The sequence below is a fragment of the Paenibacillus sp. 7516 genome (assembly GCF_002272715.1).
Taxonomy (GTDB): domain Bacteria; phylum Bacillota; class Bacilli; order Paenibacillales; family Paenibacillaceae; genus Paenibacillus; species Paenibacillus illinoisensis_A.
Genome location: NZ_NPBI01000004.1, coordinates 188,145 through 202,167 on the forward strand (window position 1 = coordinate 188,145; position 14,023 = coordinate 202,167).

Consider the following 14,023-nt stretch of genomic DNA (forward strand, 5'->3'; position numbering starts at 1 on the left):
ATCATTAGATTAACGAGCAGGTTAGTTGAAAAGAAAAGGAGCTGGAGACATAGGGAATTAGAATTCTTGACAGAACGTTACAAAATATCTAAATGTCCAAAATGCTTTTTAGACTCCTTTTGAGGAGGGGCGTGAGTGTGGTCTGTTTGGTTAGCGTTTTATATCATGGACTAATAAGAAATGTCATTTTAATAATTAAAAACATTTGTCTCACAACATATTGTCTAACAAGTTTCTTATTTATATAATGTTTATGATATTATTTGTTGGCAATCAAGAGTAATGAATCCAGCAGAGGGAAGTGATTTCAATAGAATTCAATCGCGTATCAAGCAATAAATTGTATATGCAGATTTATGATCAGATTCTTTCTGAGATACAATTGGGCACGTTTCAAATCGGAGACAAACTACCCACAGAACGTGAATTATGCGCGCAATTTGGAGTAAGTCGTGCTCCGATAAGACAAGCACTGAGTGCATTGGAGATGAAGGGATACATTTATTCCAGACAGGGTGAAGGTGTCTATGTCAAAAGCACTGTTACACAGGATGAAGCGCTTACTGACGAATCGTTTATAAACTCTGTGTCTCCGGAAGACATTGTTGAAGCGAGAATGAGCATTGAACCTCTAATTGCCAGAATGGCGGCGCAAAGGGCTACTCAAGAAGAAATTTCTCAACTTCGAAAGACCATTAAACAGATGGAATCCGAAACCTCCGCAGGACACTATGTGCCAGAAACAGACGAACGATTGCATATGGAAATAGCTAGAGCCTCACACAATGACCTATTTATTCAGTTTATGACTGTAATTACCCAAGCAATGAAGCAGCAGGAAATGTGGAGGTTTATCCGAGATCGGACGGTAACCCGCCCTGATTACAGAGACACCAACTTTATCGAGCACCAAGAAATTATTGAGGCCATTGAACAAAAGAAGGAGGATACTGCTGCCAGGTTGATGACTGAGCATATGCAAAATCTTTTTAATCGCTACTGGAAAGATTGATTAAATTCCCTATGCATAATAAACCGGCATAGGGAATTTTTGTTTTGCTCTTTCTATAAAAAATAAAAAAACAAGTTATTGACAATTAAAATCTAAGTTGTTATATTCTAAACAAGTTAACTTAGGATACAAGATGATAAGAATACAAATTATATGGAGGTGAAACGCACTCTGTGTTGGAAACGCTTCATTTGGATAACTAATGCCATAATGGTTTTTTTAAAAAATCAAAATGTAAGCGTTTAATTTAAAAAAGGATATGTATCAACTAATGGGAGGATTTCCTTATGGATCTACGTCAGCTTGAGAAATCTACAGTTCGTAAAGTAACTATGCGATTGATCCCCTTTTTGTTTTTATGTTTCGCAATTTCGATCCTGGACCGGGTAAACATCGGCTTTGCTGCATTACGAATGAATGAGGATCTGGGCTTTTCCGAGGCTGTATACGGCTTCGGTGCAGGAATTTTCTTTCTGGGGTACTTCTTGCTAGAAGTCCCTGGCAGTGCAATGATGTCCAAGATCGGTGCAAGGCGCTGGATCAGCCGCATCATGGTTACCTGGGGTCTCATGGCGGTCGTCATGGCGTTTATTCAGACACCGATTCAGTTTTATATCGTTCGTTTCTTACTTGGCGTTGCCGAAGCAAGCTTTTATCCATGTATGGTTCATTATCTAAGCGGTTTCTATCAATCGAAACACCACGCGAAAGCAATTGCAGGTTTCATGATTGCTATTCCAGCTGCAAATGCCATTGGTTCCCCGTTATCTACGTTTCTGCTGCAGATTGAATGGTTTGGCCTTTCGGGTTGGCAGTGGTTATTTATTTTGGAAGCAATTCCAGCTGTAATTCTCGGTATCATTTGTTATTTCTACCTGACGGATCGCATCGAGGACGCCAAGTGGTTGACCGGAGATGAGAAAACCTGGTTGCTGGATGTGACCCGCAAAGAGGCACTCGAGAAACAAAAATCAAAAAAACCGACATTTCTTGAAGTTTTACGAGATAAAGATGTTCTCATTTTAGCAATCGGCTACTTCTTCTGGATGTTCGGATATTATGGCATTAACATGTTCCTGCCGACCATTTCAAGAGGCCTAACTGCAACGACGGGATGGAGTTTACAAAGCATCGGCTGGTTGTTGGGCTTCATGTATCTTTGTGCCATGGTTGTCATGTATTTAGTGGGGAAAAGCTCGGATAAAAGAAACGAGCGAAAGCTTCACGTTGCCGGCTGTCTAACAATAAGTGCCATTGCAATGATAGCCAGCGTGTACGTGTCAGAATTCAGCATGTTTGGTTCGTTCGCACTTCTTACGGTTAGCCTCTGCGGAGCTTTCGGGGCATACTCCCCGTTCTGGGCAATTCCGCCATCTTTCCTAACGGGAGCAGCCGCTGGCGGCGCAATCGCCTTGATCAACAGTATTGGCAACCTTGGCGGGTTTTTCGGCCCGTACTTCGTTGGTTTTATCAATGACCTTACAGGCAGTCATAATTTCGGTTTGACCGTATTAGGAATCAGCATGATTATAAGTGCTACCATTATCATCTTTCTGGTGAAGCAAACTGGTAAAAGCCATAAAACCAATCCAGGAACATCATTGGATCGGATAAGCTCGAGCAAGGTTGGCTGAAGGATTAAAAAATGGGTATAAGAAACATTCTGATTACTCGTTTTTTTTACTCAAACTTAGGATACAAGCAGACAAGATGATGAATGAACAACATATTATAATACGAGGTGAGCACAATGACAAAACTCAGCGTCAACGAGCTTAAACAAAAAGCAATCGAATTGAGACAGACGGCACTTACGATGATTTACGAGGCTCAATCCGGCCATCCGGGCGGATCGTTGTCTGCGGCGGATATAATAACCGCTCTGTATTTCAACGAAATGAATATTGACCCGGTTAATCCGAAATGGGAGGACCGTGATCGTTTTGTATTATCGAAAGGGCATGTGTGTCCAATCCAGTATGCTGCCCTGCTTCATAGAGGGTTCGTTCCTTTCGAAAACTTGCATACGCTACGTAAATACGGATCGCCGTTCCAGGGACATCCCGATATGAAGAAATGTCCCGGAATAGATATTTCGACAGGTTCTTTAGGTCAAGGGCTCTCTTGTGCGGTAGGCATGGCGATCGCAGGCAAAAGAGACGGAAAGCAATACCGGGTGTTCGCCATGTTGGGCGACGGGGAATGCCAAGAAGGGCAGATCTGGGAAGCAGCGCAAACTGCGAACAAATATCAGTTAGGTAACCTAATCGTTTTTGTGGACGACAACAATCTGCAAATCGACGGAACTTGCGACGAAATTATGCCGAACTTGGACTTGGAGCTGAAATTTAAAGCGTTTGGCTTCGATACCAGAAGAATCGACGGACATGACATGGGACAGATCGTAGCTACGTTGGACGAAATAAGAGTTCTCCAGCACGGGAAACCAATTTGCATCGTCTGCAATACGGTCAAAGGAAGAGGCGTTTCGTTTATGGAAGACGTATGCGGCTGGCATGGTGCCGCCCCGAAGGAAGCCGAGTATATGCAAGCGATGGAAGAAATTGCGGGAGGTTTAAAATGATGAAAACACCAAGTAGTGATACAACCGTTAAGAAAATTGCGACTCGTGACGCATTCGGACATGAAATTTTGGAACTTGGCAAACAGAACAAGGATATTTACGTCGTGGACATCGACATCGGCAAATCATGCAAAACAACTGAATTCGCGAACCAACTTCCGAATCAGCATATCAACGTTGGGATTGCCGAGCAAAATGCAGCAGGTCTTGCAGCGGGATTAGCAACTACGGGGAAAATTCCTTTTATTAGCACGTATGCGGTGTTTGGTTCCCTGCGCATGACGGAGCAGATTCGACAAGAAGTTTGCTATCCACACTTGAACGTTAAAATTGCATGCTCCCATGGCGGTCTGACTCCAGCTAATGATGGAGGAAGCCATCAAGCGATAGAGGACATGGGCGTTCTCCGCACCATTCCGAACATGACGGTTATCATGGGCGCAGACTATGCTTCTACCCGAAAACTGGTTGCTAAGGCCGCGGAGCATTATGGACCGGTATACCTCCGTTTTACGCGTGATACGATTCCGGTCATCTACGGTGAAGACGAGGAATTCGAGATCGGAAAGGCCAAAAAACTGAAAGACGGAAAAGACATAGCCATCATCGCAAACGGTGATACAGTTCATTTAGCTTTGGAAGCAGTGGAAGTGCTCGAGAAGTCAGGCATGTCGGTTATGTTGCTCGACATGCATACGATTAAACCACTTGATCGCGAAGCTGTCGTAGACTGCTTGTGTACTGGACGGATCATTACAGTTGAAGATCACAACATCCTGAACGGACTAGGCAGCGCCGTTAGCGAAGTGGTAGCCGAGGAAGGTGGCGCCATTGTCCGCAGAATAGGCGTACAAGATAAATTCGGTGAGTCCGCGCCTTATGAGAAGCTACTTGAAATGAACGGGATCACTGTGGAAAACATCGTTCACACAGCGCAATCCCTTATGAAAGATTGCCGTTAAGCGTGCTGATGACAAGGCCATATGTCAGCCATTCAAAAAAATTTAAAGGAGTGTTCGTCTTATGTTCGAATTAGATAACAGAGTAGCAATTGTCACAGGAAGCGGGTCAAAACGAGGAATCGGACGCACTATTGCTTTAACGCTGGCCAAACAAGGAGCGAAGCTAGTTATCGCGGATCTCAACCAAGAAGGAATCCAAGAGACGGTTGAAGCGATCCGAGCCGAAGGCGGCGAGGCATTTGGTATCGAACTAAATGTAACCAGCGAGGAATCAAACCGGACCATGGTGGATCAAGTGATCCAACAATACGGAAGAATTGACATTCTAGTGAACAATGCGGGAATTTCCCAAAAAGTAACTGTCGAAGAAATGTCGCTGGAAGACATCACCCGCGTATTCAACGTTAACATGTTTGGTTTGTTCTTGTGTACTCAGGCGGTGCTGGGACAGATGAAAAAACAGGGCTATGGACGCATCATTAGCTTGTCGTCCGTATCCGCTAAACGCGGTGGGGGCGTCTTCGGCGGAGCTCATTACTCAGCTTCGAAAGCGGCTGTGCTTGGATTTTCCAAGAACCTCGCTCGCGAAGTGGCCGCAAATGGCATAACGGTAAACTGTATCGCACCTGGGCTGGTGAATACAGACATTTGGAAGTCGCTTGACCAGGACACAGCCAATGGCGTAATCGCGAACATTCCAATGGGACGTCCGGGAGAAACCGAAGAAATTGCTTCAGCCATTGCTTTTCTTTCCTCAAGCGAGGCATCCTATATTACGGGAGAGGAAATCGACATTAACGGTGGTTCCCATATGGATTGATGTAAGACATTGTTCCCCCAGTCGTTGGCTATTGCCATTGCAATGGCTGCCTTAACTTTCATTATCGTAAAACGAGTCATTAGTAAAACTGCTGCTTATTACAGTGATCTTATTATAAACAAAAGTAACGGGAGTCTTCATGGCTTACTAGAAGTGTGAAGCAGCCTTACACTGGGGAATTCATCCTGCAAGTTTATTTTTCTAATATATATCGTTCTACTACCAGGAAAAGATAGCTCAATAATACAAAGAAAGCAGTTGATCGAAGTGATCAGCTGCTTTTTTTATGGCTTTAGCCAGTTGAGTGCGTGAAACGCTCGAAACAAAAAACCACCCGCTATGCAGGTGGAGGGATTGAAGTTTAACTGGTAAGTGAAAGTGACAAAAACACTGAGCCTGAACAGATTTGTGGTCAGGCTAGCGTCTTTAGGCGCAGTTTGGCAACAGGGGGTTACCCAAACCGCCCGGTGGACGGGTTGTCCTGATTAAATAAGAAACATTACTTGGAGTCGTTGTTCGTCACTTGTTTGCGATATTGCTGCGGAACTACGCCCATCTGTTTTCGAAAAATGGATGAGAAATAACTAGAGCTTTGAAAACCACAGGCAAGTGCAATTTCACTTATGGATCTCCGTGTTTCTTTTAACATTTCGCAGCTTTTCTGAAGTCGATATTGGGTGACATAGTTGCTCGGCGATTGACCCACATATTTGTTAAACAATTGGCAACAACGGCTTCTGCAAACAGCTCCGGCGGATGCGATCTCTTCAAGCGTTATCTTCTGATCATAGTTCTGGTGAATGAAATGAGTCATTTCCTGAACATGCGTTAGTACGCCAGGTTGACCGGAAACGGGCTTTAACTGATCGCCAATTGTAGCACACAACGATAACGCTTGGGCTACCAAACGAAGTGGGTTGGGGTGTCTATGCTCCGTGTGCATTTCCCGATAGAGTTCCTGAATGGACAGTAATATATCTTGTTGCCAGTCCTCCTGATTCGTGAGCACAACAAAATCTGCCATCTTGGAACTGAACTTCTCCTCCCAGTACGTTTGGATATAAGAAGCCTTCTCACCAAGGATAGAGGGATGAATAACGACCACAAGGAACGAACAATCGTCATGATCCGCAATGGCGTAACCATAGTGCAAGCGTTGGCTATTAACAAAAAGTCCATCGCCTTGATGCAATCGAGTGATACTTCCATTCACAGAGAAATCCATCGATCCTTTTATTACATATATAAACTCCAGATCCACGTGCCAATGAGCAACTGCTGCATAATTGTTAAATTGATGAAGGCTTCCCTTGCGGACATAAAGCGGTAAATCAGGAAGATTATAATTCAACCGTTCTGATAAATCAGAGAACACCTCTAAGTCTGTCATTGAGAATCCCTTCCTCACACAAATGTGTACGATATTGATAAAAGTATAGCCAATATTGATGGAAACAACAATCATTGTGTCATATTCTTATATTATGTAAAACAACAGAGAGGAACGATATAGGTGAGAAAACGCATGCAACTTCAGGGTTTCGGCAAACGAGACTTTAATCGAGAGTTAATATCGCTTGTGATCCCCATTGCATTACAAAACCTAATATCCGCAACGGTGATATCTGTTGATGTAATTATGCTAGGTATGATAAGTCAATCTGCAATGGCAGCCGTATCACTCGCAGGACAAATCACGTTTACATTAACATTGTTTTACATGGGATTGTCAGGGGGGGCGAGTATCCTCACAGCTCAGTATTGGGGGAAGAAGGATACACCCACCATACAGCGCATTCTTAGTATTGCCTGCGTGTTCTCCTTAGGTATATCGATTCTGTTTTTCTTGTCTTCTTTGTTGATTCCCGACGCACTGATGAACTTATTCACCAATGATCCTGAATTGATTCAATATGGATCAAGGTTTTTACAGTTTAATTCCTTTTCTTACCTTGTGATGGGATTATCGCAGATGTATCTCAGTGTGATTCGAAGTATGGAAAATGCAAAACTCACTGCGTGGATTAGTTCTTTATGTTTGGTCTTAAACATTATATTTAATGCCATTTGCATTTTTGTATTATTCTCATCCCATCCGGAACTTGCGATTACGGCAGTAGCTCTTGCCACGGTATTGGCACGTATAATTGAACTAGCATGTTGTGTGATTCATTCCTTAACAAAAGGATCTATTCGCTTTTGTTTACCGGTTCGTGACCGTATTCAGCGTAATCTATTAAAGGATTTTTTGACATATACGCTACCTGTACAGGGGAATTATATCGTATGGGGAGGAGCACTTACCGCTACGGCTGCCATTATAGGTCATGTGAACTCCGATATGGTAGCAGCGAATTCCATTGCATCTGTCGTTAAAAACTTGGCGGTTGTTCTCTGTGGAGGTATAGCTACCGGCGGATCTGTGCTGGTTGGAAAGTATCTGGGACAGGGTGAAATGGAGAAAGCAAGGTATGCGGGTAACAACATGTGTTATTATGCATTAATTTTTGGAGTCATTGCCGGTTGTACAATTCTACTCATTAAACCTTTGGTCTACACCATCGTTAATTTGAATCCCGCTGCTCAAGGTTATCTGGAAGGGATGTTATACATTAGTGCGTATTACTGCATTGCAAAATCGTTTAACTCCACAACTATAGCGGGTATATTCCCGGCTGGTGGGGATTCGAAGTTTGGATTATGGTGCGACACGGTTGTCATGTGGTTTATTATTATACCCCTTAGTTATCTGTGTGCTTTTGTTTGGCAAGTGTCCCCCATTTTCTTATATGTCGTTATCAGCTTAGATGAATTGATTAAATTGCCTATTGCTTTCATCCGCTATCGTCAGTTTAAGTGGCTGAACAACTTAACTAGAAACTTTACATAAACCTGATAATCACTAAGGATTATGTAATGTACTCTTATAAATATTAGCTTTTCATAAAGGAGAAGATGGTATGAATATTCAAGAACGTATGGCAAGCAAACAACTATTTACAGATGATGATGCCAATTACCCGAAAGAGGCTGCAGAGCTAGCCAAAGCACGCCAGCGAGGTAAGGCACTATGTTATGAAATTAATAATTTGCATCCAGATGATGTTGAAATGCGCAAGAGATTAATGAAACAGCTATTTGGTAGCATAGGCGAGAATGTATGGATGGAGCCGCCACTCCGCATGGCATACGGCTCAAATACCACCGTAGGCAATAATGTATATATCAATTTCAATCTAACCGTGGTTGATGATTACAAAGTCACAATTGGGAATGATGTGATGTTTGGCCCAAATGTAACGATTGCTGTAACGAGTCATCCGGTACACCCTGATAAGCGCAAAGAAGGCGGGATGTTTGCATTACCCGTCGTCATTGAAGATGGGGCGTGGATTGGGACCGGCGCAATTATTCTACCAGGAGTCACGATTGGCAAAGGAAGTGTCATTGGTGCGGGTAGCGTTGTAACGAAGGATGTCCCTACAAACGTAATCGCTGTGGGCAATCCGTGCAGAGTTCTTCGTGAAATTAACGATCAGGATCGAGAGTTCTATTATAAAGACATGCGTTTTGATCAGGTTGAATGGTAAAAGAAGAACATCTACCTTCTAGAGAGGAGTGTGTCTATGTATATTATTTATTCTATTGTCGTATTGATAGCTCTGTTTTTTGTCATTAGAGCCCTTGTCCATTCCCGCCGAACCCACTTGATCGCTAGTAAAATGGAAAAAAAGTTTGAACATTATTATGATGAAAATGCTTATCATAATGATCAGCATAATGAAAGGATCTAATTCAGAATATCAGGAGACTATCGTTTTTAGAAGAATGAAGAAAGCATCCGACCCAACGAGTCGGTTGCTTTTATTTTCCTTGTGGTTAGGTGTCCGTAGGCATGTCTATAATCTGGCTGGACACAAATCATCAAATTGAATCATTTCTTCTTTATAATCAGTGTTAATACTTTGTTATATGAATTGTATGTTGGTATCTTCTTTAAAGTAGAGAGAATTACGCCCCCTACAATAAGGATGGGACCACCGACTTGTGTGAAAGGATGAGTTTACCTTGACTAACTACGAAAAATACACCAGTAAGTGCAACCATTGATCCTATCACCATGCGTAGAGTGAATGATTTTTAAAAAGGTTCGCGCTAGCGCTAGGATCGCCGTAAAGATAGGAGAAAGCGATAATATGAGTGTAGCGTCGTTGTATCAAGGTCTGTAATCCTATAAAGAAAGATACCTGATGTAGAACATTCCAATCAAAGCAATCGGTATGAGGTAAAGGATATTCCGTGCGATCAACCGCATACGTCTGGACAACATCAGATAGGCTATCAGGAAGCGGAAGAAACGGCTAGTTGATAGACGAAAGATGCATAGCAGGAAATTCCTGCAGTAAGAGTGCTTAGACAAGAACAAGAGAACAGGATAACTTATTCTGATTAGGTGGAACGGGTGAGCTCCACACATTTTTGCATGAATATTACTTTTTTGAAGCCAGCTTTTACAGTAAATAAGCCAGATGTAAATTCTTTTTTGATAATATAACCGAAACGCTCATATAATTTCTGTGCTGATGGATTCGTATCAACAACTTCAAGATTTATTTTAGTAATTTGCATCGTTTTTGCGAGCTGCTCTACCTCATGTAATAACAGTTTACCTATTCCAGTTCCACGTGCTTTTTCAGATACTGCAATAGGGTCAATCTGTAATATATCCTCGTTGTACATATGGAACCTTAAATACATGGTATAAAAGAAATATCGCCACATCGCTGCGAATGGAGGATAAACCTTCTGAAACGCCTTATATTTCGCAGGTGCAAAGGCTTTTTTGCCTATATTGTATCCGAGAAAGCCAATCACTTCTTCATTTCGTATTGCGTAGATGCCTTGTTCAAATTGAATAGATTGAGATAGTAGCTCAACGGCTTGCTCTCTCGTTTTGGTAAAAAACCAAAGGTATTTTACTTTCAATGGAAAAGCTTCGTAAAATAAATTAGCCACCTGTTCTTGTTGCTGTAGATTAAGCTCCGATGTGATTTCAATTTGGTCCACGGTGATCTCCCCTAACCTTTATTCTAAATTTCATTGCAGTTCTATAACTCATTTTCCTAGAATGAAGCCAAGTGAACAATTCACATTTCTTAGAGGTTAAGGTACATTTCTTAGATAATGTCTGTGGCTTAATTATTATTGTTGAGTTGAAAGGAGGGAATTAAGGTGAGCAGTAATCAGAACCAAAGTTCTCCCTTAAAAGTGGAATTTCTAAGAATCAAAGATGAACCGTTTCGCTGGAGCAACTCCATTGAAGTGGTAATAGTACTAGAAGGTAGCATTCAAGTAGCCATCGCAGACGAGAATAGAACATTATGCACTGGTGGGATAGAAATCTTCAATATCAATCAAGTTCATCGTCTGTCATATACACATGAAGATCATTTGGTGTTACTTATCAATATCGATGCTGAATTTGCTAAGGATCACTGCTCAGATTTGTCCAAAGTCTGGTTCGCGCACGAATTTGGCCCTGGGACATACCTAGGGTTAGAACGAATCAAAGCCATAACGGAAGACATATGCACGCTAATAACTCCAGTTGTAATCAAGCAGAGTGAGCTAAGCTTTTTAACTTTAATGAGCATTATGGAATCATTGTTAGATCTGCTTATTACGAATTTCGATGTCAAAAGAATGTTCGAAGGCAACCCAATCAAGCTACAACGCATATGGAAAATCTATGATTATTTATTTAATAACGAAGGGTACACTAGCAAGGCTTCTCTGAATGAAATTGCCAAAATGACAGATGAGTATTTAAATTTAGATTATTTATCGTCACAATTTAAGTTGTTAATAGGAGATACACTGCAAAATTTACTCCATTACTTACGAATCGAGCACGCGATAAAACGATTATTAACGACAAATCTAAGTCTTGTTGAGATCTCAATCGATAGTGGCTTTTCTTCTCCAAGATACTTTTATCAAAAGTTTAATACGATTTTCCCAGAGGGACCCAAAGAATTTCGTTATGCAAATAAAAGAAAGCAAGATATGATAGAGCACTGTAGAGAGATCATTGATCCAGTATTCGTTCTTCGAAGGTACGAAGGGTTATTTCAAAGTCAAGAATTAATAAGCAATGAACTAAATAAGTGGATTAACCTTGATCTATTTGGGAATTACGACCCGAGATCAAATTCTGTATATATGATTGAAACTACTGACTTAATCCAATGCAATTTAGATAACAATCTTAATCGGATTCTTCGGGTTCATGACCTAAGCCCGTACCAAGTTTTTGGATTCGAAGAACCTTTCAATTTCTCCTTAAACAAGGATATTCAATCACTAACGTGGTTTATCAATCAGTTTAATGAGAACAATATTGATCCTGTGTTTATTGTGAGAGCAGATAGCAAAGGTATGTCAGAACAGATAACAGCAATACAACAATTAATTGAAAACTACGCCCTTATCTATGGAGCAGAACATTTAAAAGGATGGAAGATCGAAATTCGATAATTTTTTATTTCAAGGAAAATTGTCGAGGGACAAGAATATGGTCCCATTGAAGTCGCTATATTGGTACTATCCCCGTTTAGTAGACATGAGAAAAAAGACATCTGTTAAGATGAACTTAATCATGCAAACGAAGGGGATTTTTTCATGCCTAAAAAAGGTCAAACAGTCCGGCGGTACTCCTTGCAATTGAAATTGGAGGCAGTCCGGCTGGTCAACGAAGAACATATGAGTATACGTGAAGTAGCCACACGCTTAGATATTCAAAATAAATCTCAGGAACACAAGTGTAGGCAGCAAAAGCGAAACAAGGAATGAGTCTAGAGCCTGCTACATCCAAACGGGGACGCCATGGTCTGGATTTGCTCTTGAAGTTAGCTGCGGTTTCCCGCTCGGGTTATTACAAGCGGAGAAAGAGTATTGCAGCGGAAAAAGAGCGTAGACACAAGGAACATGAATTAGAATCCCATTGGCTTGCCATCCATCGCGTGCATCCCTACTTTGGTTATCTTCGAATGACAGTAGCTCTACGGCGGGAAAGCCATGGAGTCAACCACAAGAAAGTGTACCGATTAATGAAACAATTAGGCATCTGTTCTGTCATTCGAAAGAAACGTCGATTCATTGGAAAACAAGCCTCTGTGGTGAACCAGAATCGGCTTGAGCGCCAGTTTCGGGCGGATACGCCACGAACGAAGCTGGTCACAGACATCACCTACATTCGTGCTGGAGAACATTTTGTGTATTTCTCTGTCGTTTAGGATTTATACAATAACGAATTGTAGGATGGCATCTTTCTGAACGAAATGACCTCGCTTTGGTTCATGAAACGCTAGATAGACTCCGTCAGCATGTGGATCTGAGTGGCGTGATCCTGCACTCGGATCAAGGATTTCAATATACTTCGAAGCCCTTTAACCGTAAACTGAAACAACTCGGCATGCTAGGCAGCAACTCCAGGCGTGGAAATTGCTTAGATAATGCCTGTATAGAATCTTTTTTCTCTCATTTGAAGACGGAGAAAAGTTATTTGAATAAGGCAGCAAACAAAGCAGAGGTTGAACAGCAAGTGAGCTAATACATTCTGTTCTACAACCAAAACCGATTTCAGAAAAAACTAAACGACCGTTCCCTGGTAGAATACCGGGAAACGGCCGCAGCTTAAATCTTGTCTTTTTTACTGTCTACTTGACAGGGTTATTGACCAGTGTAGCGACTTTTTGATTGGAAAGATTTTGGCGGTAAGGGGATGCTAAGATTCGATTAGTTAGGAGAGCACAGGTGTAATGGGAAAAAAGCAAAATTATAAGCATTTCAGAACCGATTTGTCCGATTAGATGTACATATAAACATTGATCATGTCGGGATACAAGAACAGACCATTTACCTAGCTAGGTGATTTTTGTTATCAATCGTTCAGAGCAGTAATGATTTTCTCCGCTACCAGAACGTAGTTGCTGTTTGCATTTTCTTTAATATGAAATCCGACTTGGTATTTACCAGCACGGTTGAAGTCATACGTAAAGTCATCGGTTTGGAACCAGAAGTTATCCTTCTGCGTTGTAACTTTCTGCGACTGGATATCTTTCACTTGACCACTTGGATTCGTAATGGTTACTTTAACGGCAGACACACCTGCTGTTAGACTGTCCACTTGAGAGAACACGTTGAACTTCAGCTTGCCCACCTTGACGTTACCAAACACATTGTTGTTCCCTGTGAACAGAGAAATATGTACATTCGGCTTATTTACCGTGACTCTCTTGCTGTTGCTATCCCATCTAGTAATACCACCGACTTCTCTAAGAGGTACATATGTCGTTCCATTGATTAAATAACCGCCATCGGCCACTTCCTTACCATTAATTAGCACTCGAATCTTCTGGTTTACGGAATCCGCAAACAATAATGACCCGCCAAGCAAGGAAAAAACCGTGACACATAGCAAAACTCTCTTCCATTTCATCCCGTTGTAATCCCTCCCCTCTGCTAGATGTTGTACATTTATACTCTAGATTCAGCCACAAAGTTGCGCTGTTACAATGTTGCGCTGTTCCAGAATTTCTTTCATGCGATTAGCTGTTTTTATTCAACTAACGGGAAGGTTAGCG

General features: G+C 41.7%; 11 protein-coding genes and 2 pseudogenes. 10 read left to right on the forward strand and 3 right to left on the reverse strand.

Annotation, left to right across the window (positions count from 1 at the left end; genetic code table 11):
- Positions 1 to 346 precede the first annotated feature (346 nt).
- The 5 genes from CHI14_RS03005 to CHI14_RS03025 all read left to right on the forward strand — a co-directional run bounded on the left by CHI14_RS03005 (position 347) and on the right by CHI14_RS03025 (position 5,378).
- Positions 347 to 1,012 (forward strand): FadR/GntR family transcriptional regulator, encoded by a 666-nt coding sequence (locus CHI14_RS03005; RefSeq protein ID WP_095286984.1) that lies wholly within the window; start codon positions 347 to 349, stop codon positions 1,010 to 1,012.
- 287 nt (positions 1,013 to 1,299) lie between these two features.
- On the forward strand, positions 1,300 to 2,646 hold the full coding sequence (locus CHI14_RS03010; RefSeq protein ID WP_095286943.1) for an MFS transporter: 1,347 nt from the start codon (positions 1,300 to 1,302) through the stop codon (positions 2,644 to 2,646).
- A gap of 116 nt (positions 2,647 to 2,762) precedes the next feature.
- Entirely contained in the window at positions 2,763 to 3,596 is an 834-nt protein-coding gene (locus CHI14_RS03015) for a transketolase (RefSeq protein ID WP_095286944.1), read from the forward strand.
- On the forward strand, positions 3,596 to 4,558 hold the full coding sequence (locus CHI14_RS03020) for a transketolase family protein (protein WP_095286985.1): 963 nt from the start codon (positions 3,596 to 3,598) through the stop codon (positions 4,556 to 4,558). Before CHI14_RS03015 ends, CHI14_RS03020 begins: the two co-directional genes overlap by 1 nt.
- 61 nt (positions 4,559 to 4,619) lie before the next feature.
- A complete protein-coding gene (locus CHI14_RS03025) occupies positions 4,620 to 5,378 on the forward strand; it encodes an SDR family NAD(P)-dependent oxidoreductase (protein WP_095286945.1) in 759 nt (252 codons plus the stop codon).
- A 499-nt stretch (positions 5,379 to 5,877) separates the two neighbouring features.
- Here CHI14_RS03025 and CHI14_RS03030 read toward each other — a convergent pair whose 3' ends face one another.
- Positions 5,878 to 6,768 (reverse strand): AraC family transcriptional regulator, encoded by an 891-nt coding sequence (locus CHI14_RS03030; protein WP_095286946.1) that lies wholly within the window; start codon positions 6,766 to 6,768, stop codon positions 5,878 to 5,880.
- Between the two features lie 123 nt (positions 6,769 to 6,891).
- Here CHI14_RS03030 and CHI14_RS03035 point away from each other — a divergent pair, with 123 nt between their 5' ends.
- From CHI14_RS03035 to CHI14_RS30800, 3 genes and pseudogenes are all read left to right on the forward strand, one after another.
- Complete coding sequence (locus CHI14_RS03035) at positions 6,892 to 8,268, forward strand: MATE family efflux transporter (protein ID WP_249280983.1); 1,377 nt, start codon at positions 6,892 to 6,894, stop codon at positions 8,266 to 8,268.
- A gap of 88 nt (positions 8,269 to 8,356) precedes the next feature.
- Positions 8,357 to 8,518, forward strand: a pseudogene (locus CHI14_RS30795) (maltose acetyltransferase domain-containing protein); the annotation flags it as partial.
- Between the two features lie 270 nt (positions 8,519 to 8,788).
- Positions 8,789 to 8,968: a hypothetical protein gene (locus CHI14_RS30800; RefSeq protein WP_481856384.1), complete on the forward strand. Its 180-nt coding sequence runs from the start codon at positions 8,789 to 8,791 to the stop codon at positions 8,966 to 8,968.
- An 859-nt stretch (positions 8,969 to 9,827) separates the two neighbouring features.
- Here the strand turns inward: CHI14_RS30800 and CHI14_RS03045 are convergent.
- Complete coding sequence (locus CHI14_RS03045) at positions 9,828 to 10,445, reverse strand: GNAT family N-acetyltransferase (protein ID WP_170947999.1); 618 nt, start codon at positions 10,443 to 10,445, stop codon at positions 9,828 to 9,830.
- Positions 10,446 to 10,610: 165 nt separating this feature from the next.
- Between CHI14_RS03045 and CHI14_RS03050 the strand changes: the two genes are divergently transcribed.
- Together CHI14_RS03050 and CHI14_RS03055 are read left to right on the forward strand one after the other, a co-directional pair.
- Positions 10,611 to 11,915, forward strand: a complete 1,305-nt coding sequence (locus CHI14_RS03050) for a helix-turn-helix transcriptional regulator (protein WP_095286950.1) — start codon at positions 10,611 to 10,613, stop codon at positions 11,913 to 11,915.
- A gap of 144 nt (positions 11,916 to 12,059) precedes the next feature.
- Positions 12,060 to 13,077, forward strand: a pseudogene (locus tag CHI14_RS03055) (IS3 family transposase).
- A 243-nt stretch (positions 13,078 to 13,320) separates the two neighbouring features.
- Here CHI14_RS03055 and CHI14_RS03060 read toward each other — a convergent pair.
- Positions 13,321 to 13,878 (reverse strand): stalk domain-containing protein, encoded by a 558-nt coding sequence (locus CHI14_RS03060; protein WP_095286951.1) that lies wholly within the window; start codon positions 13,876 to 13,878, stop codon positions 13,321 to 13,323.
- Positions 13,879 to 14,023 lie beyond the last annotated feature (145 nt).

Excerpts from the sequence above, each read along its gene's own strand:
- CHI14_RS03005 (WP_095286984.1), top strand. The coding sequence starts at position 347 with ATGCAGATTTATGATCAGATTCTTTCTGAGATACAATTGGGCACGTTT.
- CHI14_RS03010 (WP_095286943.1), top strand. The coding sequence starts at position 1,300 with ATGGATCTACGTCAGCTTGAGAAATCTACAGTTCGTAAAGTAACTATG.
- CHI14_RS03015 (WP_095286944.1), top strand. The coding sequence starts at position 2,763 with ATGACAAAACTCAGCGTCAACGAGCTTAAACAAAAAGCAATCGAATTG.
- CHI14_RS03020 (WP_095286985.1), top strand. The coding sequence starts at position 3,596 with ATGAAAACACCAAGTAGTGATACAACCGTTAAGAAAATTGCGACTCGT.
- CHI14_RS03025 (WP_095286945.1), top strand. The coding sequence starts at position 4,620 with ATGTTCGAATTAGATAACAGAGTAGCAATTGTCACAGGAAGCGGGTCA.
- CHI14_RS03030 (WP_095286946.1), bottom strand. The coding sequence starts at position 6,768 with ATGACAGACTTAGAGGTGTTCTCTGATTTATCAGAACGGTTGAATTAT.
- CHI14_RS03060 (WP_095286951.1), bottom strand. The coding sequence starts at position 13,878 with ATGAAATGGAAGAGAGTTTTGCTATGTGTCACGGTTTTTTCCTTGCTT.